This is a genomic window from Palaeococcus pacificus DY20341, assembly GCF_000725425.1.
In the GTDB taxonomy this organism is placed as follows: domain Archaea; phylum Methanobacteriota_B; class Thermococci; order Thermococcales; family Thermococcaceae; genus Palaeococcus; species Palaeococcus pacificus.
In genome coordinates, this window is the sequence record NZ_CP006019.1 from 1,520,278 (window position 1) to 1,544,146 (window position 23,869).

22 protein-coding genes, 2 tRNA genes and 2 rRNA genes are annotated in these 23,869 nt (G+C 47.5%); 3 read left to right on the forward strand and 23 right to left on the reverse strand.

Translation table 11 applies throughout. The features are described 5' to 3' along the window. Window positions 1–82: 82 nt before the first annotated feature. Complete coding sequence (gene udp, locus PAP_RS08285) at window positions 83–916, forward strand: uridine phosphorylase (RefSeq protein WP_048165567.1); 834 nt, start codon at window positions 83–85, stop codon at window positions 914–916. A gap of 77 nt (window positions 917–993) precedes the next feature. Here the strand turns inward: udp and PAP_RS08290 are convergent. The 7 genes from PAP_RS08290 to PAP_RS08320 all read right to left on the reverse strand — a co-directional run bounded on the left by PAP_RS08290 (window position 994) and on the right by PAP_RS08320 (window position 8,563). Continuing rightward, window positions 994–1,081, reverse strand: a tRNA-Leu gene (locus tag PAP_RS08290). Window positions 1,082–1,122: 41 nt separating this feature from the next. Continuing rightward, window positions 1,123–1,689, reverse strand: coding sequence for a DUF366 family protein (locus tag PAP_RS08295; protein ID WP_048165568.1), 567 nt, complete (start codon window positions 1,687–1,689; stop codon window positions 1,123–1,125). Further along, window positions 1,689–2,162: a magnesium-dependent phosphatase-1 gene (locus PAP_RS08300; protein ID WP_048165569.1), complete on the reverse strand. Its 474-nt coding sequence runs from the start codon at window positions 2,160–2,162 to the stop codon at window positions 1,689–1,691. The genes PAP_RS08295 and PAP_RS08300 overlap by 1 nt, the downstream gene beginning before the upstream one ends. Window positions 2,163–2,202: 40 nt before the next feature. After that, window positions 2,203–3,681: a DUF2139 domain-containing protein gene (locus PAP_RS08305; RefSeq protein ID WP_048165570.1), complete on the reverse strand. Its 1,479-nt coding sequence runs from the start codon at window positions 3,679–3,681 to the stop codon at window positions 2,203–2,205. Window positions 3,682–3,817: 136 nt separating this feature from the next. Then, a 23S ribosomal RNA gene (locus PAP_RS08310) occupies window positions 3,818–6,842 on the reverse strand. A 118-nt stretch (window positions 6,843–6,960) separates the two neighbouring features. Then, a tRNA-Ala gene (locus tag PAP_RS08315) sits at window positions 6,961–7,037 on the reverse strand. Window positions 7,038–7,089: 52 nt separating this feature from the next. Continuing rightward, window positions 7,090–8,563, reverse strand: a 16S ribosomal RNA gene (locus PAP_RS08320). The 16S and 23S rRNA genes sit together here with 1 tRNA gene alongside, the layout of an rRNA operon. Before the next feature lie 530 nt (window positions 8,564–9,093). Here PAP_RS08320 and PAP_RS08325 point away from each other — a divergent pair. Continuing rightward, complete coding sequence (locus tag PAP_RS08325) at window positions 9,094–9,342, forward strand: PQ-loop repeat-containing protein (RefSeq protein WP_048165571.1); 249 nt, start codon at window positions 9,094–9,096, stop codon at window positions 9,340–9,342. Here the strand turns inward: PAP_RS08325 and PAP_RS08330 are convergent, their stop codons facing one another. The 3 genes from PAP_RS08330 to PAP_RS08340 all read right to left on the reverse strand — a co-directional run bounded on the left by PAP_RS08330 (window position 9,343) and on the right by PAP_RS08340 (window position 11,342). Next, complete coding sequence (locus PAP_RS08330) at window positions 9,343–9,987, reverse strand: DUF257 family protein (RefSeq protein ID WP_048165572.1); 645 nt, start codon at window positions 9,985–9,987, stop codon at window positions 9,343–9,345. It lies immediately after the preceding gene. Continuing rightward, entirely contained in the window at window positions 9,984–10,685 is a 702-nt protein-coding gene (locus PAP_RS08335) for a DUF257 family protein (protein ID WP_048165573.1), read from the reverse strand. Before PAP_RS08335 ends, PAP_RS08330 begins: the two co-directional genes overlap by 4 nt. Window positions 10,686–10,796: 111 nt before the next feature. Then, on the reverse strand, window positions 10,797–11,342 hold the full coding sequence (locus tag PAP_RS08340) for a YbhB/YbcL family Raf kinase inhibitor-like protein (protein WP_048165574.1): 546 nt from the start codon (window positions 11,340–11,342) through the stop codon (window positions 10,797–10,799). Between the two features lie 100 nt (window positions 11,343–11,442). On the opposite strand from PAP_RS08340, the gene PAP_RS08345 reads away from it, so the two are divergent. After that, a complete protein-coding gene (locus PAP_RS08345; protein WP_048165575.1) occupies window positions 11,443–12,165 on the forward strand; it encodes an SDR family NAD(P)-dependent oxidoreductase in 723 nt (240 codons plus the stop codon). A 74-nt stretch (window positions 12,166–12,239) separates the two neighbouring features. Here PAP_RS08345 and pyk read toward each other — a convergent pair whose 3' ends face one another. The 13 genes from pyk to PAP_RS08405 form a co-directional block, all read right to left on the reverse strand. Further along, entirely contained in the window at window positions 12,240–13,664 is a 1,425-nt protein-coding gene (gene pyk, locus PAP_RS08350; RefSeq protein WP_048165576.1) for a pyruvate kinase, read from the reverse strand. A gap of 57 nt (window positions 13,665–13,721) precedes the next feature. Then, window positions 13,722–14,186, reverse strand: coding sequence for a COG2426 family protein (locus tag PAP_RS08355; RefSeq protein WP_048165577.1), 465 nt, complete (start codon window positions 14,184–14,186; stop codon window positions 13,722–13,724). A 76-nt stretch (window positions 14,187–14,262) separates the two neighbouring features. Further along, window positions 14,263–15,771, reverse strand: a complete 1,509-nt coding sequence (locus tag PAP_RS08360) for an FGGY family carbohydrate kinase (RefSeq protein WP_048165578.1) — start codon at window positions 15,769–15,771, stop codon at window positions 14,263–14,265. Further along, window positions 15,768–16,142 (reverse strand): DUF1667 domain-containing protein, encoded by a 375-nt coding sequence (locus PAP_RS08365; RefSeq protein WP_048165579.1) that lies wholly within the window; start codon window positions 16,140–16,142, stop codon window positions 15,768–15,770. Before PAP_RS08365 ends, PAP_RS08360 begins: the two co-directional genes overlap by 4 nt. Continuing rightward, window positions 16,123–17,373 (reverse strand): NAD(P)/FAD-dependent oxidoreductase, encoded by a 1,251-nt coding sequence (locus PAP_RS08370; RefSeq protein WP_048165580.1) that lies wholly within the window; start codon window positions 17,371–17,373, stop codon window positions 16,123–16,125. The genes PAP_RS08365 and PAP_RS08370 overlap by 20 nt, the downstream gene beginning before the upstream one ends. After that, window positions 17,370–19,139, reverse strand: coding sequence for an FAD-dependent oxidoreductase (locus PAP_RS08375; RefSeq protein WP_236626980.1), 1,770 nt, complete (start codon window positions 19,137–19,139; stop codon window positions 17,370–17,372). The genes PAP_RS08370 and PAP_RS08375 overlap by 4 nt, the downstream gene beginning before the upstream one ends. Continuing rightward, window positions 19,111–20,286 carry a (Fe-S)-binding protein gene (locus tag PAP_RS08380; RefSeq protein ID WP_048165581.1) on the reverse strand — a complete coding sequence of 392 codons (1,176 nt, stop codon included), beginning with the start codon at window positions 20,284–20,286 and terminating at the stop codon, window positions 19,111–19,113. The genes PAP_RS08375 and PAP_RS08380 overlap by 29 nt, the downstream gene beginning before the upstream one ends. A gap of 2 nt (window positions 20,287–20,288) precedes the next feature. Continuing rightward, entirely contained in the window at window positions 20,289–21,710 is a 1,422-nt protein-coding gene (locus tag PAP_RS08385) for an FAD-binding oxidoreductase (protein WP_394296780.1), read from the reverse strand. A gap of 133 nt (window positions 21,711–21,843) precedes the next feature. Next, on the reverse strand, window positions 21,844–22,041 hold the full coding sequence (locus PAP_RS08390; RefSeq protein WP_048165582.1) for a hypothetical protein: 198 nt from the start codon (window positions 22,039–22,041) through the stop codon (window positions 21,844–21,846). Between the two features lie 3 nt (window positions 22,042–22,044). After that, window positions 22,045–22,341 (reverse strand): ArsR/SmtB family transcription factor, encoded by a 297-nt coding sequence (locus PAP_RS08395; RefSeq protein ID WP_048165583.1) that lies wholly within the window; start codon window positions 22,339–22,341, stop codon window positions 22,045–22,047. A gap of 292 nt (window positions 22,342–22,633) precedes the next feature. After that, window positions 22,634–22,801 (reverse strand): hypothetical protein, encoded by a 168-nt coding sequence (locus PAP_RS10340; RefSeq protein ID WP_169738673.1) that lies wholly within the window; start codon window positions 22,799–22,801, stop codon window positions 22,634–22,636. A gap of 10 nt (window positions 22,802–22,811) precedes the next feature. Beyond that, on the reverse strand, window positions 22,812–23,117 hold the full coding sequence (locus tag PAP_RS08400; RefSeq protein WP_048165584.1) for a hypothetical protein: 306 nt from the start codon (window positions 23,115–23,117) through the stop codon (window positions 22,812–22,814). 43 nt (window positions 23,118–23,160) lie between these two features. Beyond that, on the reverse strand, window positions 23,161–23,862 hold the full coding sequence (locus PAP_RS08405) for a DUF2202 domain-containing protein (protein WP_048165585.1): 702 nt from the start codon (window positions 23,860–23,862) through the stop codon (window positions 23,161–23,163). Window positions 23,863–23,869 lie beyond the last annotated feature (7 nt).

Here is a 23,869-nt window from a genome sequence, read left to right on the forward strand (position 1 = left end):
ATTGAAAGCACAATATAAAAAATTTCGCCTTAGGAATACTTTTATATCCGCTTGAGTCTCAATAAACCTTGGAGGTGGAGACATGAAAAAGTTTGTATCTGCAGATAGACCTCAAACAGAGGAAGGATATCAATATCATATAGCCTGCAGGCCAGGAGATGTTTCAAGATATGTCTTGCTACCCGGAGATCCTGAGAGAGTCCCAAAGATAAGCTCTCTCTGGGATGAGGCTAAAGAAATCGCTTATCACCGCGAGTATAGAACTCATACAGGAACTTACAAAGGTGTTCCTATAAGCGTTGTCTCAACAGGGATAGGAGCTCCCTCTACGGCGATTGCAATAGAAGAGCTAGCTGCTATTGGGGCGGATACTTTCATAAGAGTCGGCTCAACAGGGGCAATCCAACCCGGCATGGAGATAGGGGATTTGATTATCGCAAAGGCAGCTGTGAGATTAGAGGGTACTTCAAAGCAATATGTTAGGGTTGAATACCCAGCGAGTGCTGATTATGAGGTTACTCTAGCTTTAATTGAAGCTGCGGAAAGCTTGGGACTTCGCTATCACGTAGGAATTGCTGCATCTACGGATAGCTTCTACATAGGCCAAGCTAGGCCAGGACTGAAAGGCTACTTCCCAAGCTTTGCAAAACATTTGATCGACGATTTAAGGCAAGCAAATGTTACAAACTTCGAAATGGAAGCGGCTACGCTCTATACACTAGCTAATATTTATGGACTAAGAGCAGGCTGTGTTTGTGCGGTCTTTGCCAATAGGGTAACGAATGAATTTGGCACAAAAGGCGAGAGAGAAGCAGCAATGGTTGCTAATGAAGCTGTTAAAATCCTCCATGAGTGGGATGAGGAGAAGGAGAAGAAGGGCAAGAAGTACTGGTTCCCAAGCTTGAGCAGGGTCTGAGTTCTTTACTTTTTTATTATCTTTGTGATTTTGAAAAATTCTCAAACTTCAACATGCGGAGACAAAGTTTACAAGAATGGTGCGGGGGACGGGATTTGAACCCGCGAACCCCTACGGGACGGGACCCTGAATCCCGCGCCTTTGGCCAGGCTCGGCAACCCCCGCATGCACAAGAATGTAAAGGTGGGAAGGGTTTTAAATTTTTTCTACTCTGCCCATCTCACTTTTAAGCTATCTTTCCTTACTTTTAAAAACTCCTTTTGAATGGCATTGCCAGTTACATCCATAAACTCCTCAATGTCTTCAATTCCCAATTCCCTCAGTCCAACAGCATCAACACCTTTTGGAATCCCCTTAGTTTCGACATTAATTCCTATGTGAATTTTTATGCTCACAGGGGATACTGTAGCTATGGATATACTGAGCTTTTTGCCATCTACATAGATATCATCACCTTTCCTCAAAGTGCCAACACCATAATCGTTCAAAACTTCGCAGAGCTTCGCTATGAAGAGCTTTTGAAGCGCTGAAGCGAGGAGTACGTTGGGAAAGTCAAAAACCTCAATGATGTAGTGAACCATGTCATCACTTTTGATTTCTTTGCTCGCTCTCAAGTCTTCGATATCAATCATTTCTTCGACCTTTACATCGCATTTCCCTCTAAACACGACTATTGAGTTTCCCAACATTCCAAAATTTCTGTATGCCCAGTGGCTCTTTATTGCGCTCCCATCGTAGTCAATCCTCTTATCCTTAATCACCTTTAACTCCATTACAGTCCCTCCAAAACACTTTTCAACTCTTCAAAGCTCTTAACATCAACCCACATATGAATGAATTTAACGTTTGGCATACGTCTCTTTATATCCTCAATGTGAAGAGTTCTGTCGTCCACATATATGACCTCATCGATTTTATATCCTGCATTTGTTAGCTGCTCTAAAGTTCGCTCTATCATATCTGCTTTGTTGGGATGATTTTCAATCTTCGGGAAGAGAAAGTACTCCCAAAGCCCAAGACTTTCTAAAATTAGTTTTACGACGTCTTCAACATTCCAGCTCGCTATTGAGAGAATGAAGTGCTCACTTGCCCAGTCCAAAAACTCTTTAACACCTTCAAAAAGTTCGAGCTTTCTTCCATAGGCATCAACTACCCTGTTTCCATATACTTCAAATGGAGGAACCATGCGTGATGCGTCTTCGTGATCCCAAAGGGTGCCGTCTAAATCCAGAACTAAGAGCCTCATTCAATCACCAAAAGAGAAAGTAAAAGAGAACCTTATAAAGCTATCTAAGTTCAATCCGCACTTTCCCTTCAAAGTCGGGTTCCTTAAGACTAAAGGAAACAATGCCGCTAAATGAGCTTAGATCTATCACATTCCTGCCCTTTTTGATGTCGAAGCGTTCCTCATATGCCTGAGTTGGTGGGAGCAGTAAATCATACTCATAAACGCTCAGCTCGTTGTCTTTATCCGCATAGATTATTAATCTAGGCTCTTTGTATCCTTCTAAGGGTATTCCTCCAAAATTCCCAACGCTGTATTGAGTCATGGCTATTGATGGGAAGATTAGGGGCAAGGAAAAACTGAGTGCGGGTGGATTCTCTTGAAGAATCTTCTCGTCTAAAACAAGTATATCCTTGCTTCCGGTATCAAAAGGTGTGGCCTCTAAAGCGCCAGTATTGGGTGTGGTATTGGTTCCAAGGAGTATTTTTCCTCCAGCCTTCTCTATGCTCGTAATCCTCGCTCCAAAAGCCCCTACAATTTTAACCATTGGTGGTGCAATATAAACCAGAACACTTGGCCCTACTATTGTATTTGTAAACCTTGCAAATTCTTTTTCATCCTCTTTTCTTGGCTGATATATGGCATCGTGCATTGAATTGTAGGCTATTAATAAACCGCCGCCTATTGGCAGCGCATTAGTTCTCATGGGGGCATAGAACGTGTAGAACTCAAACAAACGGAAGAAGCTCATGGCTTCGCCATTTAGGGGATTACCCACAAAGAGGCCACCTCTAACGAAAGCAAAAACTCTGTTGTAGGCACTTGCCATATCTCCCAAGAGGGGCCTTATGAAAGGAGCCCCGTCAACTGAGTCTCCAACCGGAAAGGTCTCCCACTTACCGGTTATCAAATCGAGGCAGTGAATTCCCTCGAGGCCGTTGGTAAAGTTGTGGCCAACACCAAAGCATGCGTTATCGTGGATTATGGCTCCTTTTAAGCTTCTCTTTGGATTTAAAAGCTCGCTTTTTCCGCTCTTCCTATCAACAGCATAGATTCCTAAATTTTTATGGCCATCTTCTCTGGCTATCAAAAGTCTATCGTTATATGGGTCATAAAGAATATCGCTAACTTCTCCTGCCCAATCCGTTGGATGATGTATAGAATCCTTCCAAACTAGCCTTATCTCGTCGTTCTCAATATCATACTCGTGAATGTGGGAGTACTTGTTGACAAAGTTTATGGTAGAAGCATGGCCCTTTCCGTTGTAAATAGCGGGGGCATGAATCCATCCGCCGAAGTATATGAACTCATCAACGACATCGACAGCATTATAGGTATCCCCACCAGAGGTTGGCTTTTCACCGACTAAATCAAATTCGTAAATCTTCTCATGCTCGTCTCTAACAAAGTGGGCTTCTCCTTCAAAGGCTACTGTATAGTAAAGGACGTCTTTGTAGTATTTTAGTCCAAATATTCCTCCACTTCCCCATTCTGGACCATAACGAGGGGGAAAACGATAGAGTTTCTCCCAAATAGCCATGATATCACCAAGAAACGAATAATGCGTGAGAACAATTAAGCTTTATGGTTGTTTAAGATTGCGCAAGAAGTTTTGGGAAGGGTTTTAGTGGGTCGTGCACAGGCAGACTAACCTTTCAAACGCCCAGCCCCCAATTCAGGGCAAGACCTCGGGCAATTGGGAACGGCAGGCTAAACGGGTCGGAAACCCTTCCCGCTTACACCCCCGCCCCAACAAACCCGTCTTCTACGGGCGCCCTCGTCCCTGGAAACGGGCCGGTCACCCAAACCCCAACCCAGGGAACGGCCGCTTATTTTCGGGGACCGCTTCGGCCTTAGATGCCTTCAGGCCTTATCGGACACGGCGTAGCTGCCCGGCTATGCCTTGCAAGACAACCGGCAGACCAGAGGCCGCGGCACCCTGTTCCTCTCGTACTAAGGGCACCTTCCCCTCAAGCGGCCAACACCTCCGGAGGATAGCATCCGACCTGTCTCACGACGGTCTAAACCCAGCTCACGTTCCCCTTTAATGGGTGAACACCCCCACCCTTGGCCCCTGCTGCAGGACCAGGATGGGAAGAGCCGACAGCGAGGTAGCAAGCCTCGGGGTCGATATGGGCTCTCGCCCGAGACGACTCTGTTATCCCCAGGGTAGCTTTTCTGTCATCCCAGGCCCCCACCGGGGAGGCTCTGGGGTTCGTTAGGCCACGCTTTCGCGGCTGGACCCGCCTCTGTTACGAGTCCAGTCAGGCCGGCTTTTGCCCTTACACTCTACGGCGGATTCCTGACCCGCCTGAGCCGACCTTAGGGCACTCCCGATACCTTTTCGGGAGTGTGCCGCCCCAGCCAAACTGCCCACCTACCGCTGTCCCCCCAACAGGAGGTTAGCTGTACGGCTAAAGGTGGGCGGTGTCTCATGGACGGCTCCACCCGCCCCAGAGGACGGGCTTCGACGCCTCCCGCCTACGCTGCGCACCCCCAGCCGTACAGCAACGGCAGGCTGCAGTAAAGCTCCATGGGGTCTTCGCTTCCGTCCGGAGGTCCCTGGCATACGCGGCCAGGCAGTGGTTTCGCCGGGCCCCAGCCGGGGACAGTGGGGACCTCGTTACGCCATTCATGCAGGTCGGCATTTAACCGACAAGGAATTTCGCTACCTTAAGAGGGTTATAGTTACCCCCGCCGTTTACCGGCGCTTCACCCGGTTGAACCCGGGCTTCACGTACCGGCACTGGGCAGGCGTCGGCCCCAGTACAAACCCTTTCGGGCTAGCTGGGACCTGTGTTTTTACTAAACAGTCGGGCCCCCCTAGTCACTGCGACCTGCGGTTTACACAACCGCAGGCACCCCTTCTCCCGAAGTTACAGGGCCAATTTGCCGATTTCCCTCGGCTGGGTTTCCCCCGACACGCCTTAGGCTTCTCACCCAGGGGCACCGGTGTCGGTTCTTGGTACGGTCGCGGAGGATCGCTCCCGGAAGGCTTTTCACGGGCCCCAGGGATCAGCGGAACCCCCCTAACGGGAGGCCCATCACGCCTTCACCCGGTTCTCACCATTACGGTACTCCCCGGGCTTATACGCTTAGCCGGCCATGCAAGACCGGTCCGCCTACCCCGAGGCGTCACCCTCCGGGCTTGCGTTACCGCACCTACCCCCGCGGTACGGGATTATAAACCCGTTTCCCTTTCCCCGGCACCGAATTACGGGCCAGGTTAGGACCGACTAACCCACGGCTGACGAACATTGCCGTGGAACCCTTGCCCCTACGGCGGCCGGGATTCTCACCCGGCTATGCTGCTACTCCCGGCAGGATCCGCAATTCCGACGGGTCCAGTGGACCTCACGGCCCACCTTCTACCCCACCGGAACGCCCCCCTACCCGATGACGGAGCAAACACTCCGCCCGCTGGGGTATCGGTGGCCGGCTTGAACCCCGTCCATTTTCGGGGCCCCTGACCTCGACGGGTGAGCTGTTACGCACTCTTTAAAGGATGGCTGCTTCTAAGCCTACCTCCCCGCTGTCTAAGGCCAGGGACACCCTTTAGGTCATACTTAGCCGGCACTTAGGGACCTTAACCCCAGGTTGGGTTCTTTCCCTTTCGGCAGACGGCTTACACCGTTGCCCTACTCCGGGGGTCTACGGCGGTAGTGGGTTCGGAGTTTGACAGGATGCCGGAGGCTTTCGCCCCCTAAACACCCAATCAGTGCTCTACCCCACCACCAACCTCGCCCCGGGCTATCCTACGGGATAATTCGGGGGGAACCAGCTATCTCCGGCCTCGATTGGCCTTTCACCCCTAGCCCGAGGTCACGGGAGCGAATTGCACGTCAGCATCCCTAACGGGCCTCCATCCCTCTGGTGAGGGACTTCACCCTACCCCGGGCTAGATCGACCGGTTTCGGGTCTCATCCGAGCGACTCCAGGCGCTTTCACACCCCGTCCCTCAGCAAACGCCTGCGGACCTGTCGGTTTCCCTACGGCTTCGGGGTTCCACCCCTTAACCTCGCCGCTCGGATGAACTCCCTGCCCCGTGTTTCAAGACGGACGGTGCGACCCCGGTCCTCTCCCCTCGTACTCACCCCTCGCGAGGCTTTCCTTCAGGGAGACTCACTCCTTAAGAGCCGCACCCAACTATCACCGCCTGGTTTCAGGCTCTTTTCACCCCCTGCCAGGGGTACTTTTCAGCTTTCCCTCACGGTACTAGTTCGCTATCGGTCTCGGGACGTATTTAGGGTTGGGAGCCGATGCCTCCCAGATTCCCGCCGGATATCCGACCGACGGTACTCAGGAATCCTGCCGGATCCACTCGGCTTACGCTTACGGGGCTATCACCCTCTCCGGCGCCGCATTCCAGCGGACTTCAGCTTCACCGAGGAGGATCCTAGGCAGGACCCACCACACCACATCCCCCAAGTGTTTCCACTTGGGGTTCAGTTTGCCCTGTGCCGTTTTCGGTCGCCCCTACTCACGGCATCGCTTTTGCTTTCTTTTCCTGCGGGTACTAAGATGTTTCAATTCCCCGCGTTCCCCCTCCTTACGGAGTGCCCATAAGGGCGGGAAGTCCCATTCGGGAATCCTCGGCTCGACGGCTGCCTGCGCCTCACCGAGGCTTATCGCAGCTTGCCACGCCCTTCGTCGGCGCCCCGAGCCGAGCCATCCACCAGGCGGTTTAGTGTACTTGCCCCTACTATGGAGGCTGGGCAGTTTTTTGGGTTAGTCTGCCTGTGCACGGCCCTCATCGCGGGAGTTATTCACTCCCTCAGACCCTTCACCCCCGAGCTCTGCTCGGGAGTTGCACTCTTCGTGGTGGACCGGCCGGGATTTGAACCCGGGGCCTCCGGCTTGCAAAGCCGGCGCTCTCCCAGGCTGAGCTACCGGCCCACGATTGACAGGCCCAACACCCCTATAACCCCCCGGACGGATTTCCTGCGTTAGGAGGTGATCGAGCCGTAGGTTCCCCTACGGCTACCTTGTTACGACTTCTCCCCCCTCACGGAGCCCGGACTCGACCCCGCCCAGAGGACGAGGCCTCATCCAGACCCCGCTCGGGTGGAGTGACGGGCGGTGTGTGCAAGGAGCAGGGACGTATTCGCCGCGCGATGATGACACGCGGGTACTAGGGATTCCAGCTTCATGCGGGCGAGTTGCAGCCCGCAATCCGAACTGGGGGCGGGTTTAGGGGATTTCCTTCCCCTTTCGGGGTCGGTTCCCATTGTCCCGCCCATTGTAGCGCGCGTGTAGCCCGGGGGTTTCGGGGCATACTGACCTACCGTCGCCCGCTCCTTCCTCCGGCTTATCGCCGGCAGTCCCCCCAGAGTGCCTCCCTCCCAACGGGAGGGGCTGGCAACTGGGGGCGCGGGTCTCGCTCGTTACCACACTTAAGTGGACGCCTCACGGTACGAGCTGACGGCGGCCATGCACCTCCTCTCGGCGTGTCCGGCAAGACCTTCAGCCTGGCCTTCATCCTGCCGTCGCCCCCGGTGAGGTTCCCGGCGTTGAATCCAATTAAACCGCACGCTCCACCCCTTGTAGTGCTCCCCCGCCAATTCCTTTAAGTTTCAGCCTTGCGGCCGTACTCCCCAGGCGGCGGGCTTAACGGCTTCCCTGCGGCACCGGGTGAGCTCGAGGCTCGCCCGACACCTAGCCCGCATCCTTTACAGCCAGGACTACCCGGGTATCTAATCCGGTTTGCTCCCCTGGCCTTCGTCCCTCACCGTCGGACCCGTTCCAGCCGGGCGCCTTCGCCACTGGCGGTCCCCCTGGGATTATAGGATTTCACCCCTACCCCAGGGGTACCCCCGGCCTCTCCCGGTCCCAAGGCCTGCAGTATCCCCAGCAAGCCCCACGGTTGAGCCGTGGGATTTCGCCAGGGACTTACAGGCCCGGCTACGGACGCTTTAGGCCCAATAATAGTGGCCACCACTTGGGCCGCCGGTATTACCGCGGCGGCTGCCACCGGCCTTGCCCAGCCCTTATTCCCGGAGCTCCTTGCACTCCGGAAAAGCCGTGGCTGTGCCACGGCACTCGGGGTCCCCCCGTCGCGGTTTCCCGCATTGCGGAGGTTTCGCGCCTGCTGCGCCCCGTAGGGCCTGGACCCGTGTCTCAGTGTCCATCTCCGGGCTCCAGCTCTCACTGCCCGTACCGATTGTCGGCTTGGTGGGCCGTTACCCCACCAACTACCTAATCGGCCGCCGGCCCATCCTCGGGCGCCGGAGCTTTCGGCTTGGGGACTTTCCAGTACCCCAAGCCTATGGGGGATTAGCCCCAGTTTCCCGGGGTTGTCCCCCTCCCGAGGGTAGGTTACCGACGTGTTACTGAGCCGTACGCCGGTGCGCGCAAGCGCCCCTTGACTCGCATGGCTTAGTCGGACCCCGATAGCAGTGGCCTCCGGCAGGATCAACCGGAATTGGGAGTCGGCCGCGATGTGAAAATCGCATTCCGTCCGGGGTTTGGTTGGGGTGTTGGGCCTGTCTTACTCCCGAGGGTTCCCCCGGTTGGGGTTTTCCTCGAGAGCGCATTGTGTTGTGCCCTTGGTTGGAGGGCGGGGTTCATTGTGAGGGCTTTGCCCTCGCTCCCCTCGACGCCGCCGTCTTGGCACCAGGGCTTTGGGCCCCCTGTTCGGGGGCTCCACCCAATAACCCCCAACCCCCACAATACAAAATAATTGCAAAAAGAAAACATAATTGCAAAAATCACTCAAAATCCATAAACAAAATATCAATTTTTAACATAAAAACAGCAAGATAAATTGGAGCCCCAAACTCAAAGAATGGGCGTTCAATATGCCCTCAGCATCTCATGTCAATATCCAATATTAACACTAAAAACGCAAAATATGTATATATTAGCACAAGTCTTGCTGTAAATTCGTTCAAAAAACTCTTTTAAGCCTACTTAAACTCTTAGGTGTTCCAAAAAAAATGATGAGGTGATAGCAATGAACGGTACATGGATAGGGCTCTTGGGCATGATACTCCTCGTGAGCTCTTGGGTTCCACAGACCATCGAGACAATAAAACAAAAAAAGTGCCCCCTAAATTTTAGGTTCGTCTTAATCTACGTTACAGCATCCTCCCTATTGACGATATACTCCTACTTCATAGGAGATTGGGTGTTTTTAACCCTCAATGGCCTAGCTGCTTTACAAAGTGCTGTAAATCTTTATGTAAAGCTTCGCTATGAGTAATTAATCCACCCGAATGTCTCTCCCGCACATTTCTATTTTTGGGGACTTCGTAACTTTTAGAATCCACCCTTCCTCACTCTTTTCAACTTCTAAAACTGTGCTCGCTAGATCTTTTATAGTAGGCATTGCTACGGGTATTTCCTTTATTAAATCTCTATTTAGAAAATAAATAGCAGTACGTTTTTTGTTACCTATAAACTCCCGCAATGTCAACAAAACTCTATCCACATCCTCAGGAACAGCAGAATAAAATGCTAAGAGTTTATCGAAGCCTAAAATTATGTTAAACGCAAAATCAATATTTTCCATAACTTTATTAAACGCCTCATTATGATGGCGCAGATGAATGTTTACATCTATATCTAGAGGAATTCTCAAAAAGACTTTTCCGGCACTTGAGAAACCTCCAATTTTTAAAACGAGGGCATCTTCAAGAGGGGATGCATCAATCCCAAAGTAGTCCATGTTGGTTTTGTATACATGGAGCATGTCAAGAATATCCTCAATTACTATTGGAAAGTTCATTTCTTTAGAATATCTTAACAATGCTTCAAATGTATTGTAAACAGCAGATATAGGGGGATAGAATACCACAACAGTCTCTCCAGGTTCAAGTTGCTTGAAAATCTCAAAAAGCTTTCTCATGACTTTCCACCCCGTAGGTAGTTAATTATATTATTCATATCGACTTTAAACCTCCTTCCGTCTAGCTGGGGAACAGGACTCTTTATGAAATTGATAGTTTCCCATCCATTTTTCTCCTCAAGCCTAACAACGCTTGTTGAGGTTTCCTCCAGAATTGATAAGGCCATTGAACACTCCTTCAAAAGTTCCACATTAACTAAGTACACAGCGATTCTTTTCTTGTTTCCTAAATAGTGTGCTCTATGTGCCAAAAAAAGAAATCTATCATATGGAGTTTTGGTCATTAAAAGTCTCCTTTCAAATCCCAAAACAATATCTACAAAGAATTCTCCTCCTTCTAACACTTTACTAAAACTCTTCCTGTACATCTCTCGATGCACATAGAAATCACTAGCGAATTCGATACTCGAGACAACATTACCTATCTTTCTATGCCCCCCAATTTTGATGACAGAAACTTTTTCATCATCCAGAAAATCCGTATTAAAACCTCCCATCTCCAGTTGGACCTTATAAAAATATAGTGTGTCTAATATGTCATCGATTATTATGTAGTTACCATTTTCAAGCGCGATTTTACTTATAAAATAAAACGCAATATGCGGCCATGTAGAGGGAGAATATTCCACCAAAATTGTTTCTCCAGGCACAACTTTCATTAAATGGTCCCTCAGTGTGGATAATGTGACGTAACTCATTTAACTCCCCCCGTTTATAACAAAAATATACATATTAGTACGTAGTTTAAATTTTATAAACATTATTGTGACTTTTATTCGGAATTCCAAATAATAAAAAGATAAAAAAGTTCATTTTCTCTCATAAAGCCCAATGAGTTCCCCTTTTTGGATAACATGACCTTCCATGGCTTTTTCCAATTCGCTTTTAGTGGCTCCAGAGCTTAAATCAAGCTTTGTGTCTAATACATAAACTTTGAAGTGGTAGTGGTGAATACCATGCCCCCTAGGAGGACAAGGCCCATTGTAGCCTATTCTTCCAAAGTCGTTTCTTCCCTGCACAACCTCAATGGGAGAGCTTAATTCCCTCAGCTTAGGAATTCCTTCTGGAATTTCTTCCATTGGAGGTATATTCCAAGCCACCCAGTGAACAAAAGTCCCAATAGGTGCGTCTGGGTCATCGACGATTATTGCTATACTCACAGCATCTTTGCTTAAACCTTCAAGCTTTAGCGGAGGACTTACATCGGCCCCTTCGCATGTATACTTTACGGGAATAACGTCGCCCTCTTTAAACACAGAGCTAACCTTCAGCTCCATAACATCCACCTCCTTTTGTGTACACCCCACTGCAAAGACAACCAAGATTAACAAAATTAAAACCAAAACCCCTTTCATGGTTAAGCTTTAGCTTTTAAAACGTAAAAATATTTTGGTTCATATATTGCGTTAGGCAAATTTTTTAACGCTCAAGTTTTATAATTGTGTGGTGGTTTTCATGGAGCTTAAGGGAAAAGTAGCTCTTGTGACGGGAGCCTCAAGAGGAATTGGGAGGGCAATAGCAGTTGCATTAGCCCAAAAAGGAGCAAACGTTGCTATAAACTATGCTCATGATGAAGAAGGTGCAAAGATGACAGGAGAGCTATGTAAAGCCTATGGAGTTGAGGTGCTCTTAGTTAAGGCCGATGTCAGCAAGAGGGAGGAAGTGAGGGGAATGGTAAGCAACATACTCGAAAAGTTCGGTAGAATAGACATTCTAGTTAACAATGCGGGAATCCTAGGAAAAAACATAAACCCCCTAGAAATAACGGATGAAGACTGGGACAGAGTTTTAAGCGTTAATTTAAAAGGTGCGTTTATAGTAACCCAAGAAGTGCTCAAACACATGAAAAAGGGCAAAATCGTCAACATAGCCTCAATAGCAGGCAAAGACGGCGGGACAGTTGGGGCACACTACGCTGCCTCAAAAGGAGGGCTAATTGCGCTGACGTTCAACTTAGCTAGACATTTAGCGCCAGACATTCTCGTAAATGCAGTAGCACCTGGGCCAGTTGATACGGACTTAATAAGTCCAAAAATTAAGGAGAAGCTTAGAAAACTATCTCTAACTGAGAAAATAGCTAAACCAGAGGAAATCGCCCATGCTGTCATCTTCCTCCTAGAAAACGACCATATAACGGGAGAACTAATCGATGTAAACGGCGGAAGATTGATGGACTAAAGAGCTTTTATTCTTTTATTTTTCGTGTAGAAGATTAAAAGAGCCGCATAACGAAAACAAAAAAGAATAAAAGCTCAGGCCAAAGTGAATATCTTCATAGAGTTTGTTCCAACTTGCTTTTCAAGCTTTATCTCTTCAGTTAGCAAAACCGTGTCTCCACTTTTGGCCAAGTTGTGCTCCTTCACGAATCTCAGGATATTTCTGTCGTTCCTTTCTTCCATGTAGAATGGATAAACTCCATAGGAGAACATTAGTGTATTGCATACCCTCTTGTTGTCTGTAAATGCCAATATCCACTGCTTCGGTTTAAAGCGCGAAATCCTTCTAGCCGTTGCACCGCTCCTCGTTTGAGCTAAAATATATTTGATCCTGAGCGTCCTTATAGCTTCCATTATGCTCAATGAGATAGCATCGACAACTTTCATCTTATGTGGATGCTGCCTTAAATAGCTCAAAACTTTGTTCTCTCCTAGTGAATTCCTATAGAACTCCACCACTTTTGCAATCCTTGCCATAGTCTTTACAGCCTCCACAGGATACGCTCCAACCGCTGTCTCTTCTGAGAGCATAACTGCATCAGTTCCATCTAAAATCGCGTTTGCCACATCCGTCGCTTCTGCCCTAGTGGGTCTTATATCTGAGGTCATTGACTCTAACATTTGCGTGGCAGTAATAACGGGTTTTCCCACTAGATTGGCCTTAAATATGAGCTTCTTCTGTATTATCGGGAGCTCCTCTATAGGCATCTCAACCCCCAAGTCTCCTCTAGCAACCATTATTCCATCCGCTACTTCTAAAATTTCGTTAATGTTCCTGACAGCTTCAGGCCTTTCTATCTTAGCTATTACAAATATATCCTTTCCTCTTTCTTTAACAAACTCCTTGACCTTTAAAACATCTCTAGCGCTTCTAACGAACGAAATACCGACTGCATCAACATCGTGATCTAAAAGGAACTCCAAAATTTCGAAGTCTCTCTTTGTTGGGGTTTCTATTGGAATGTCCGCCTTTGGAATGTTTATACCCTTATGTGACGACAGAACTCCTCCGACAATAACCCTACACTTTATGTCGCTTCCTTGAACGTCCTCAACCTTAAGCTTAATGAAACCGTCGTTCAGGTAGAGCTCATCCCCTTTGGAAAGGGCCTCTGGAAGGCGCTTAAACTCAACGGGAATAACTTCTTCATTTCCTCTAATATCACTCGTGGTTAAAACTATATCTTTTCCCTTCTCCAGAGTTATAGGCTCTTTTTCAAGCTCACCTATCCTAAGTTTCGGCCCAGGCAAATCACCTAAAATAGCTACTCTCCTATTCAGCTTCTCAGATATCTCACGCACAAGCTTAATTTTTCTCTCATGCTCCTCAAAGCTCCCATGGGCAAAATTTATCCTCGCAATGTTGAGGCCATATTTTATAAGCTCCTCCAGAACTTCCTTGGAGTCCGAAGAAGGCCCTATTGTTCCTACTATCTTCGTCATTTGGGATGGAAGTTTCATGCTCTCACCTCTTTTAAAATGAACAATTCAAAACTTATAACCATTACCACAAAGCCGTCAGCTGGCTATACGAATACCCAAACTTGGGAGCAACGTTATTGCCATACTCAATAAACCACCGATTATTAAGGCCGGTATCGTCTTCTTTTTGTTCATCCCAAATATATAAGCAGCTAAACTTCCCGTCCAAACCCCAGTTCCCGGTAGAGGAACCGCAACGAAGAGTATCAAACCCAAGAAGCCCCACTTTTCAACATAAGGATGGGCCTTTTTTCTAACGCGCTCAACGTACCTCAAGTACATCTCAGCGAGCTTCCTTAAAAAAGTGTCCTCCAGCTTCAGCATAACCCAATCGATGAGAGGCAGAACAATAGGGAGCACTATAGATAAGAGCAAAACCCCAAGAGCCGCCGCTAATAACGTTTCCCGAACGGAATATCCTTTCCCAATCCCGTAAACTATCGCATAGCGACCCTCAAACGTTGGAACCAGTGAAAGCAAAAACACATCAAACAGACCCACGCACTCCACCTTTACTTTCTTCAAACACTCGACTTAAAAATGCTTTGCTGTTTTCGATGAAGAGCAGACCTGCAGGCTAGCTCATTTCAATAAGCTTTGTTATCCTCCTTTTCCATTCTTCTTTGAGATTTTTATTTTCTCTCCTTGGAGCGAATTTTCCATCGAACATGGGCTGCTCCCAGGCAGTTATAACATCTTTCTTTTCATAAACCGCTTTTGCAAGCATGTACGCCCCATAAGCGGAGCCATTGAGATATATTGGCCTCAATATTTCCTTCCCGGAAAAATCCGCAATCAGCTGAAGGAGCTCATCACTCTTTGAGAGACCTCCATCGGCCACAATTGTACTCAATCGTATTCCGGAAATATTTTCTATGAACTCTATTATTTCCCCACAGCGCATTGCTATTCCCGTTATCAGCCCCCTAATTATATCTTCCCTTTTCGTTCCTCTCGTTATTCCAAAAATAGCTCCCTTCACTTCAGGTTTGATGTGGGGCGTCCCCAACCCAGAGAGAGCAGGAATGAAAATTACTTCTTCGCCTTTGTGATCAAAGGCTTTTGAAATTTCTGAATAATCCCCCATTAAGCCAACACTAATGAGCCAGTCCACAGCCGAACCCGAAGTGAAGACGGAGCCCTCGAGGAGGTAGAGAGTTTTATTCCTAGTTCCTAAAGCCACCATAGGATATAGACCTCTATTCCCAGGATAGGGTCTCTCACCAACGTTTAGATCTATGAATGTCCCCGTACCGTTCGTCATTTTCGCAGTCCCTTTGGAGACGCCCGCCATATAAAGAGAAGCCTGCTGGTCAGCTATCGTAGTTAGAAGGGGCACATCATAGTCCTTTACTTCTCCGATAGGGGAGTCATTAGGGACAAAGCGTGGAAGAATGCTCCTTGGAATTCCAACGATTTTCATTATATTGTCGCTCCACTTTAGGTAGAAGGGATCAAAAATACCCGTAGCACTTGCATTAGTGTAATCAGTCACGTGTTTTCCTGTTAAATTCCAAACTATCCATGAATCAAGCGTGCCGAAGAATGCCTCTTTTCTTTGAACGGCACTTTTAACGCCCTCAACGTTGTCCATGAGCCAGCGAATATGCATTGAAGAGTGCGTTGTCCCAAAGCTTATATAAGCCAATGTGACGAGGTAGGCACCTTTCTTTGTGCGTTTTATGAAGGGGAGAGGCTTTGAGAGGAGTCTAAGGGTTTTTCCAAGAGCGTTTCCCAATCTTACCATGAACTGAGAAGAAAACTGCTCAACGAGCTCGTTCGTTCTCGTGTCCTGCCAGGTTATCATATTATAAAGGGGTTCTCCACTCCCTCTATCCCAGAGAATAGTAGAGCTCCTTTGATTCGTCAAAACCAATCCCAAAGGCTTTCCATACTTTCCTTCAACCTTTCCTATAAGCCTGTAGATTATCTCAATTACTTCTATGGGATCTTCCTCTACCCAGCCATGCTGAGGGTAGAGCATCTTAGGCTTTTCCTCAAGGCTCTCCAAGAGGTTTCCTTCCTTTGAAAACGCCAAAGCTTTAACATTTGTTGTGCCAACATCCAAGACCAAAAAATAGCTCATTCCCCAACACGCTCCATATCCCTTTCCGCAATCACAGGAATTCCAGTGTTTGCAACATCATCTAAAACAACTTGCCCTCTCTTAACAGGCGCTTCAATAACAACGCCCTTTAGAGCTTTAATTACATCCATTATCTTATCCTTAGGCACTGGTTCGGCAGTTCTTACAGGCAAACGAGGATACATCGCATTCAAAATTTTAACTGTCGAGGTTACTATTCTCCTCGGATTGAGAAGCTCTTCCCGCCCGTATTTCTCTCCAAGGGGGCATTCATTTCCCTCTACTTTAATTTCATCATCCTTACGAACAACCTTTAAGCGGCAACCTTTAGGGCAGCGGATGCATAGAAACTCACGAGCGTCTTGAGACACTTAAGAACACCTCCCTAGAGCCATTTAAAACTTCTCTAGGAATTTCCAATCGCTCAAGCGTCGAAGGTCTGATATATCGTTTAAAGTATTTTTTCAGCAGGTTCCCCTCACCATCTCTTAGCTCTACAATGGCGTTTCCCATCTCTACAGCAGGTCTAAAGAAAGCCACGACGTTCCTCTCATCATTCCACTCAATCCTATGAGGAGTCAGCGTTCTAATGTTCTCACCCGGCTTCAATAATATCGGCTCCTTACGCTTAGGCTCCCCATTGAGGTACTTTTCCACGCCATTAGCAGCTATTTGAGCGCTCTCCACCGCGTCATCGACATAGTCAAATATCTGCACCAAGTTTCCAACGGCGAAAACTCCGCTCACGCTCGTCTCAAAGAATTCGTTTACCTCTGGGCCGCGCGTCCTAGGGTCTATCCTTGCTCCGAGCTTTTGAAGCTTCGCCGAATATGGAATAAGACCAACTGAGAGTATCACCGTGTCGCATGGGTAAAACTCCTCGCTTCCTGGAATTGGATTCCATCTCTCATCAACCCTTACCAAAACAACACCTTCGACCCGATTCTTTCCAACAATTTCCTTAACGATAGTGCGCGGCTTAAATGGAATCCCAAAGTCCAAAACACACTGCTGCACGTTCCTTGGGAGGCCCGCGAAGAACTCTTCGGGGAAGACAATTAAGATTTTTTCAACGCCTTCTAAATAGAGGTGCCTAGCCACTATCATCCCCACGTCTCCGCCGCCTACTATAACGACGTTCTTTCCCGGAAGAACGCCGTAAAGGTTCACTAATCTTTGCACCATTCCCGCGGTATAAACTCCCGCTGGTCTCGTACCCCCAATTTTTATCTCGAATTGATGCCTTTCCCTGCACCCTAACGCATAGACTATCGTCTTCGTCTCGATGCGCTCAACTCCTCTCGGACTTACACTCACGATCTCCTTAATCCCATTTCTAACGCTGACGGACTTCACATAAGACTGGAATTGGACTTCAACACTAAGGGCTTTGACCCTATCGATGAAAAATCCTGCAAATTCAGGGCCTGAGAGAGCTTTTCTAAAGAGCTTTGTTCCAAAGCCGTCGTGGATGCACTGGTCAAGCACACCTCCCAACTCTTCCTTTCTCTCAATTAGTGCAACATCATATCCCTTCTCCGCCAATTTTGATGCCGCTGCAAGCCCAGAAGGGCCGCCACCAATTACAACGACGTCCTTCATAGGGCCTCACCTCTAACAGGCCCATTGAAGAGCTTTGCCTCATTGCTCTCCTTTACGACCTCATTAATTGGAACTCCAAGCTCCTTCGATAGAATGGCAGCTATTTTAAGAGTACAGTAACTCCCTTGACACGTGCCCATTCCCGCTCTCGTACGCCTTTTTATCGCATCTATACTCTTAGCTCCTCGTTTTATTGCCTCCACAATCTCCGCCTCAGAGACCATCTCACATGTACACACTATATTGCCCCACCGTGGATCTTCCTTTATTTTAATATTAAGCTCCTCTAAGCTCATCTCCGCTGCAGAAGGCATGGGCTCTCTCTTGGGATTGAAATTTGGATTACTCTCAAGTTTAAGGCCCATCTCCTTAAGCTTCTCAACAGCATACTCTGCTATCGCTGGTGCTGAAGCTAACCCCGGCGACTGAATTCCCGCAACATGAAGAAAATTCCCAACCCACTTGGCTGGCCGTATTATAAAGTCTTCAGTAAACGTAGGTGCTCTAATACCCGCAAAGTACCTTATGATTTTATCCCTCGGAAAATCAGACATTATCGGAGAGTAGCGCTTGAGAATGAAATCTATTTCCTCACGCTTAACGGTTGTGTCCTCCTTATCCGGCACCTCAACAGCCGTAGGCCCCCAAATCACGTTGCCGTGAACCGTGGGGTTTATTCCCCCACCCTTGCTCCGAGAATGCGAAGGAAACCTAAGTTCAGAGAGACAGTGATTAACTAACTCGCCAAGATCCTTGTGGAAGAGTAATTCCACCCCCTTCCTCGGGTGAATTGTGTACTCCCTCGCTCCTGCAAGCTCCGCTATTTCATCCGCATAGACTCCAGCAGCATTAACTACATAGCGGCATAAAAACGTGCCCCTGTTCGTCACAACACCTTTAATTTCACTTCCCTCTTTAAGAAAACCAACAACCTCTGTGTTTAAGTGAATATCAACGCCGTTCTCTTTGGCGTTCTCCGCCAGCGCAATGGTTAATTCATAAGGATCCAAAATCCCAGTTGAAGGAACATAAACCGCTGCCACAGCCTCTCGAGTTGCATTGGGCTCCATCTCAAAAATTTTCCTCCCCCTAAGAATTTTAATTCCCTTAACGCCATTTCTCATACCCTTGAACTTAACAGCCCATGGAGCAATGTATTTTAAGACGAACATGTAGAGCGGTCCAGGGAGATATTTTTTGTAAGCTTCGAGCGTTCTCGGTGTTATAAGCCAGAGACTTCCAACGCGCTTGAAGCGAACCCCCAGCTCTCTACAAAGCTCGTCGTACATGGCGTTTCCTTTGATGTTCAGCTCTCTTTTGAGCGTATTCTTTGGAGGAGCAACTCCTGGGTGTATCATACCATTGTTCGCTCTCGAGGCACCTAAAGCAACATCAGGCCCCTTCTCGAGTAGGGCAACGCTAACTTTGTACTTAGAAAGCTCCCTCGCAATTGCAGTCCCTATCACTCCTCCTCCAATTATTACAACCTCGTATTCTCCAACAATCTTCCTCTTGTTCTCTTCAAAAATCCTTTTTCTCCTCTCCCATCTCTCTTTAACTCTATCTTCCGGATAGCCCTTCCACTTAATCTCATTCACCACCCCCTCGACACCTTTAATCTTTCCTACAGCAAGCCCTATTTCAACCCACTCTTCGTAGCTCCCCACTTTGCCGTAAAGGAATACTATACCATCCTTAATCTCAAAAGAAATTTCGTAGGGGAATTTCTTCAAAGTCTTAGCCACCTTCGATTCGAGCATCCTCATCCCTCAGGAGGTCGTGAATAAACTCCACCAAATCTAGGACTTTTAAATCACCCACACCTTCAAGCGCCATTTTACATGTTGGACAGGCAGTTATAACCAGTTTAGCTTCCTCTCCAAGCTCATTCGCCCTTTCCCTAGCTATTTCATCAGCAAGTTTTGGATTTAGGCGCGATACTGCACTTCCACCATGGCCACAGCAGAATGTCTCTTTTCCGCTCCTCCTTGGAGCCGCGACCTCAAGTCCCTCCACTTTAGAGAGCACGTTCTTCAATGTGTCTGGCTTCTCAAGACCTATGGCAAGCTTGCACGGGTCGTGAAACGTCACAACACCCTCTGCTCTAATGTTCTCAAGGTTCTCCTCCAACAACTCGGCAATGTGTACGACTTTTGGCTCGATCTTTACACCATACCTTGGATAGAGAACTCTATAAGCGTAGGCACAGGAGGGACACGAGACAACTACGAGAGAAGCTCCGCTCGAATTTATCCTTTCCGCCTGCTCTTTAGCAAGCTTTTTGAAAAGCTCCTTATTGCCAAGGTTATAAGCTGGAACTCCACAGCACTTCTCTTCGATAGTGAAAGCTTTATGGCCGAGCTTATCGAGAACGTAGAGCGCTTTATCTGTCAACGTAGGATAATTTTCCCTTATTGCACAGCCCCTCAGGTAGAGAACCTCACCTCTCGCTTTCCACACTTTTTCTTCCCTTGGCTCACCATAAACGTAGCCATGCTTTTCTAAGTTCTCAAACACCTCTTTGAACTCCTCAAAAGTCACTCCCTTCTCAACAGCCTCTTCTTTAATGGGCCTTATCAAATCAGCTACCGAGAACTCAAAGGGGCACCACTGGGAACAGGCATCACATGAGAGACACATGTAAAGAGGTTCCAGGTTCTTTAGGTTAAGCTCAACTTTCCCTTCCCTTATTAAAAATGCCACCCTTGATTTTCCTGCAGGAGAAGTCGTTTCCTTTCCATCCACTATGCTTATTGGACAAGCATGGCGGCACATGTTTGGGCAGAGAGCACACTTTACTAAGTCATCTGGACCTGAGAGCTTGCCGCTTATGAACTTAAAAATCGTTGGAGCATTTCTAATGAGCCCAAAGCCTTTAACTTCATCACGGAGCCAGTCCCATTTACCGTGCATCCTCACACCCCCATGTCCCTTGGATTCATAACCTCTCGCTCATCAAGGGCTCTCTTTACTCTCCTAAGAAGCTCGAAAGCGCTCCCCAGTTCTTCCTTGAGCCACTTCCTCCTTTGCCGTCCAATCCCATGATGATGGCTTATAGCCCCTCCACTTTCGAGGGTAGCTTTCATGGCCGCGTTCCAAACGTCGTTATAGAACTCAGTTGGACTCTTCCCCCTTGGAGTGCTTGCGAAAGTGAAGTAGAAACATACTCCTTGCGGATAAAAGTGCGAAGCGTGCGCAGATGCAAAGAGAACGCCTTTAACAGAGCGCATCGCATTGATAACATTATTATAAAGCTTTAATGCATTGCTCCAGTGGACAGAAACCTCAATTGTGTCAAAAACAACGCCCAGTGGAGCAAATTCGGAAGCTTCTTTAACGTTGAAGCGCGTTTTGAGCCAGCGTTTTACGAGCTCTTCCCCCAATGGCTTGCCTTTGAACTCCTCTTCCACAATTTTCCTCTCTGCGCTCGCTATGTTTGAGTCCCCTTCGATAATCATTACTGTGGCAACTTTTCCATAGGCCTCGTCAAACTTGTAAAAGTGCCTTTTAGTCTCGATTTTATCGTAAATCCTGATTACTGCAGGTTTTGCTCCTCTCCGTAGAATACGACGCACTGAGAGTAGCGCATCCTCTAAACCTTCCGATGCAAATGAGAGCATGATTCTCTCTTCAGGATAGGGCCAAACTTTGAGCCACGCTTTTGTGACAACCCCTAACGTCCCTTCACTCCCTATAAAAAGCTTTTTCAAGTCAGGGCCCGTTGCACTCCTCGCATGAGGCTTCAATGTTATCACATCTCCCCAAGGAAGAACAGCCTCAAGTCCAAGCACCATATCCTCTATTCCACCGTATTTAGTAGAAAACTGTCCCGTCGCTTTCGTTGCTATCCATCCTCCTACAGTCGATGGATAGAGCGACTGCGGAAAGTGTCCTAGAGTATAGCCCTTTTTATTGAGGTATTTTTCGAGATAGTAGCCATTCACTCCAGCATGTGCTTCTAAAAGCAGGTCGTCCTCATAAAGCTCAAGAGAGCGCATCCTCTTCAAATCGAGCACTATTCCACCATACTCAGGAACCGCAGCACCTAAAACTCCTGAACCCCCACCATAGGGATAAATTGGGACTTTCTCTTCATAAGCAATCTTTACAACTTTTACAACATCCTCTGTACTTTCAGGCCAGACTACTGCGTTAGGAAGCGCGGGAACTTTTCCCTCAAGCATCCAGTGTAAAGTTATAGGCCAATAATCGTGGCTGTATGATAACAAGTCAACTTCCTTTGTGGATACCTTCTCATTTCCAAGAAGAGATGAGATTTTGCTTATCACAACCTCAAAATTCCCGTGGCCCCTTTTCATGACTTCTTCAAGCGGCAAATGTATCACCCCAGAATACAAATATGCATTAATGCAAGATTATGTTATGTAGCAAAAGAGTTATAACATTTACGTATGTCTAAGTTGATTGATGTTAAAAAGCAATCATGAGAAGAAAAACGACAATTAAAGATCAAACTTCTTCAAGCTTTTTCTTGACCTCTTCGGTGTTTTTCTTTGTCTCTTCAAGAGAGTTCCTTAAGTTGTTGAGCTCTACTTTAAGCTCACTTAAAGTTTTGTTCATCTGGTAAAATGCGAAGACCATTATCACTATCAATATAAGCCCCAAGACAATTGAAATCCATCCGCTTGGCGTTCCGCTATACGGCATTTCTCACTCCTCCTTCAGATTTTTTATAACATCATTATCAATCAAAATCCTAAAAGCTTTTGCCTTGTAGTACTTCTTAGCCCTCGGATCTCCAGGCTCTAAGCGAAGTTCGCTTTCAACCAAACTGGCCTTCTCAAGCTTTTTTAAATGGAGATAGAGCAGCTGGCGTGATATATTGAGTTCCTTGGCGAGTTCGTAGACATACCATTCCTTTTCGCTGAGCATCTTAAGTATTCTAATCCTTATTGGTGAGCTCAATGCTTCTCCTATTAGTGCCAGTTCGCCTATTGTCTCGACCATAGTCATCACGTAGAAATTTGTTACATAAGACATCTTTTGGTTACATGAATAAATGTTGAAGAAAGATAAAAACCTTTCCATCTGGGGGCACCGGTTCTGGCGGTATTCTGACATCCTTCATGCCCCCTAAGTTACCCCCTTATTCAGCGTTCTTTCAGTGGGACCGTTAAAGGTTAAGAGGGTATCCGAATACGCATTTGAATTGTTTTCTGTTGTTCTGATGGGAACGCTGGGGTGAGGGGGAAACTTGGGGAGCTCCGGGTGATGTTAAAACGATTATTCTGACCCCACGCTATCTCTTAAAGAGTGCATATATCAGGCCAGCTATTAGGAGGAACGGCAGCAACAGGAAGGCCAGCCTAAAAAACAAAATAAATATCCAAAGGAATCCAAAGCCCCAAAAGGCCCAGCCAAAACCCCATCTCCTCCTTCCCATCATTGGCCCTCCAAATCCTCTCATATTTCTCACCTCACTCAGGCAGATAAAGCCATCCCACGATTGTTTCTCCATAGTCAAGCGTCACTTTAACCCCAAAAGGTGTTTGATACGCACTTCCAATGCTCAGCTCATCAATGGAGTAATCACCAGCAATTTTCCCAATGTAGTGTCCATAACTGTCGCTGAGCTTTTGAACAATTCCTTTAGATGTTTTAAACTTCTCAATTTTTACCTTTTTGAGGACTTTTAGAGCATCTTCCTTAATTTCCTCAACATCAATCTCCTCAATTGGGAATTCGCCATATTCAACGAAGTGCCAAACTTTAACAGCTTCCATATTTACCTCCTCCTTCTTTAAAGGTTAGAGAAAAAACGAAAGCTCATCTTCTACCTCCAAACCCTTTCATGCCTCTTCCCATTTGGCCTCTGCTCATTGAGCTTGAAACTATCTCTTGATATTGCTCCTCGCTGATAACTTGAGGCTCATAGCTCACACCATAAGTGCTCAACGTCCTTGTGAATGCCCTTAAGTGGCTCTCTGAGCCGCTTATGAGGCTCTCGTAGACTTGGATTATATCCGCGTTGTCGGTCTTAGCTATCCACTCCTCCAGATCCTTAATGTCAACTTCCTCTATCAGTGCACCAACCTTCAAAGCGTCCTCTAATGACTGGCTTCCCTGAACGATTAACTGGTCGTAAAGCTCTTGGAGCTCTGGGTTTGTGAAGACTCCAACCTCGTCAACTGCCGGATCGGTGAGGTTGTACTTCTCAATGAGTGAGAGTATTGCATCGGTGTGCGTTTGCTCGCTTTGGGCAATGTTTTGGAATACTGGAAGACCGTACATCTCGTAGAGCGTTAGGTAAACGTCCCTCGCCAACTTCTCCTCCTCACGCATGTAGAGTAAGCCATCAATCTCCTCTTGGCTTAAACTGCTTGTCTCGTAGATTCCAATATATGGCCTATCTTCAACCGCTTGACCCTTATCCCATGTCTCTGCCCACCACGGCATCGCAGCTACGCTACCAAGGATCACTCCAAAGAGGATCCCCAACAATCCAATTCCCAACAATTTTTTCCTCATGTTCTTC

What these genes read in the sequence shown, in the direction of transcription:
- PAP_RS08400 (WP_048165584.1), bottom strand. Translation starts at nt 23,117, where the DNA reads ATGGAAGCTGTTAAAGTTTGGCACTTCGTTGAATATGGCGAATTCCCA.
- PAP_RS08325 (WP_048165571.1), top strand. Translation starts at nt 9,094, where the DNA reads ATGAACGGTACATGGATAGGGCTCTTGGGCATGATACTCCTCGTGAGC.
- PAP_RS08340 (WP_048165574.1), bottom strand. Translation starts at nt 11,342, where the DNA reads ATGAAAGGGGTTTTGGTTTTAATTTTGTTAATCTTGGTTGTCTTTGCA.
- PAP_RS08360 (WP_048165578.1), bottom strand. Translation starts at nt 15,771, where the DNA reads ATGAGCTATTTTTTGGTCTTGGATGTTGGCACAACAAATGTTAAAGCT.
- PAP_RS08390 (WP_048165582.1), bottom strand. Translation starts at nt 22,041, where the DNA reads ATGCCGTATAGCGGAACGCCAAGCGGATGGATTTCAATTGTCTTGGGG.
- PAP_RS08405 (WP_048165585.1), bottom strand. Translation starts at nt 23,862, where the DNA reads ATGAGGAAAAAATTGTTGGGAATTGGATTGTTGGGGATCCTCTTTGGA.
- PAP_RS08375 (WP_236626980.1), bottom strand. Translation starts at nt 19,139, where the DNA reads ATGAGGATGCTCGAATCGAAGGTGGCTAAGACTTTGAAGAAATTCCCC.
- PAP_RS08295 (WP_048165568.1), bottom strand. Translation starts at nt 1,689, where the DNA reads ATGGAGTTAAAGGTGATTAAGGATAAGAGGATTGACTACGATGGGAGC.
- PAP_RS08380 (WP_048165581.1), bottom strand. Translation starts at nt 20,286, where the DNA reads ATGCACGGTAAATGGGACTGGCTCCGTGATGAAGTTAAAGGCTTTGGG.
- PAP_RS08395 (WP_048165583.1), bottom strand. Translation starts at nt 22,341, where the DNA reads ATGGTCGAGACAATAGGCGAACTGGCACTAATAGGAGAAGCATTGAGC.
- PAP_RS08305 (WP_048165570.1), bottom strand. Translation starts at nt 3,681, where the DNA reads ATGGCTATTTGGGAGAAACTCTATCGTTTTCCCCCTCGTTATGGTCCA.
- PAP_RS08370 (WP_048165580.1), bottom strand. Translation starts at nt 17,373, where the DNA reads ATGAAGGACGTCGTTGTAATTGGTGGCGGCCCTTCTGGGCTTGCAGCG.
- udp (WP_048165567.1), top strand. Translation starts at nt 83, where the DNA reads ATGAAAAAGTTTGTATCTGCAGATAGACCTCAAACAGAGGAAGGATAT.
- PAP_RS08335 (WP_048165573.1), bottom strand. Translation starts at nt 10,685, where the DNA reads ATGAGTTACGTCACATTATCCACACTGAGGGACCATTTAATGAAAGTT.
- PAP_RS08330 (WP_048165572.1), bottom strand. Translation starts at nt 9,987, where the DNA reads ATGAGAAAGCTTTTTGAGATTTTCAAGCAACTTGAACCTGGAGAGACT.
- pyk (WP_048165576.1), bottom strand. Translation starts at nt 13,664, where the DNA reads ATGAAACTTCCATCCCAAATGACGAAGATAGTAGGAACAATAGGGCCT.
- PAP_RS08345 (WP_048165575.1), top strand. Translation starts at nt 11,443, where the DNA reads ATGGAGCTTAAGGGAAAAGTAGCTCTTGTGACGGGAGCCTCAAGAGGA.
- PAP_RS08300 (WP_048165569.1), bottom strand. Translation starts at nt 2,162, where the DNA reads ATGAGGCTCTTAGTTCTGGATTTAGACGGCACCCTTTGGGATCACGAA.
- PAP_RS10340 (WP_169738673.1), bottom strand. Translation starts at nt 22,801, where the DNA reads ATGAGAGGATTTGGAGGGCCAATGATGGGAAGGAGGAGATGGGGTTTT.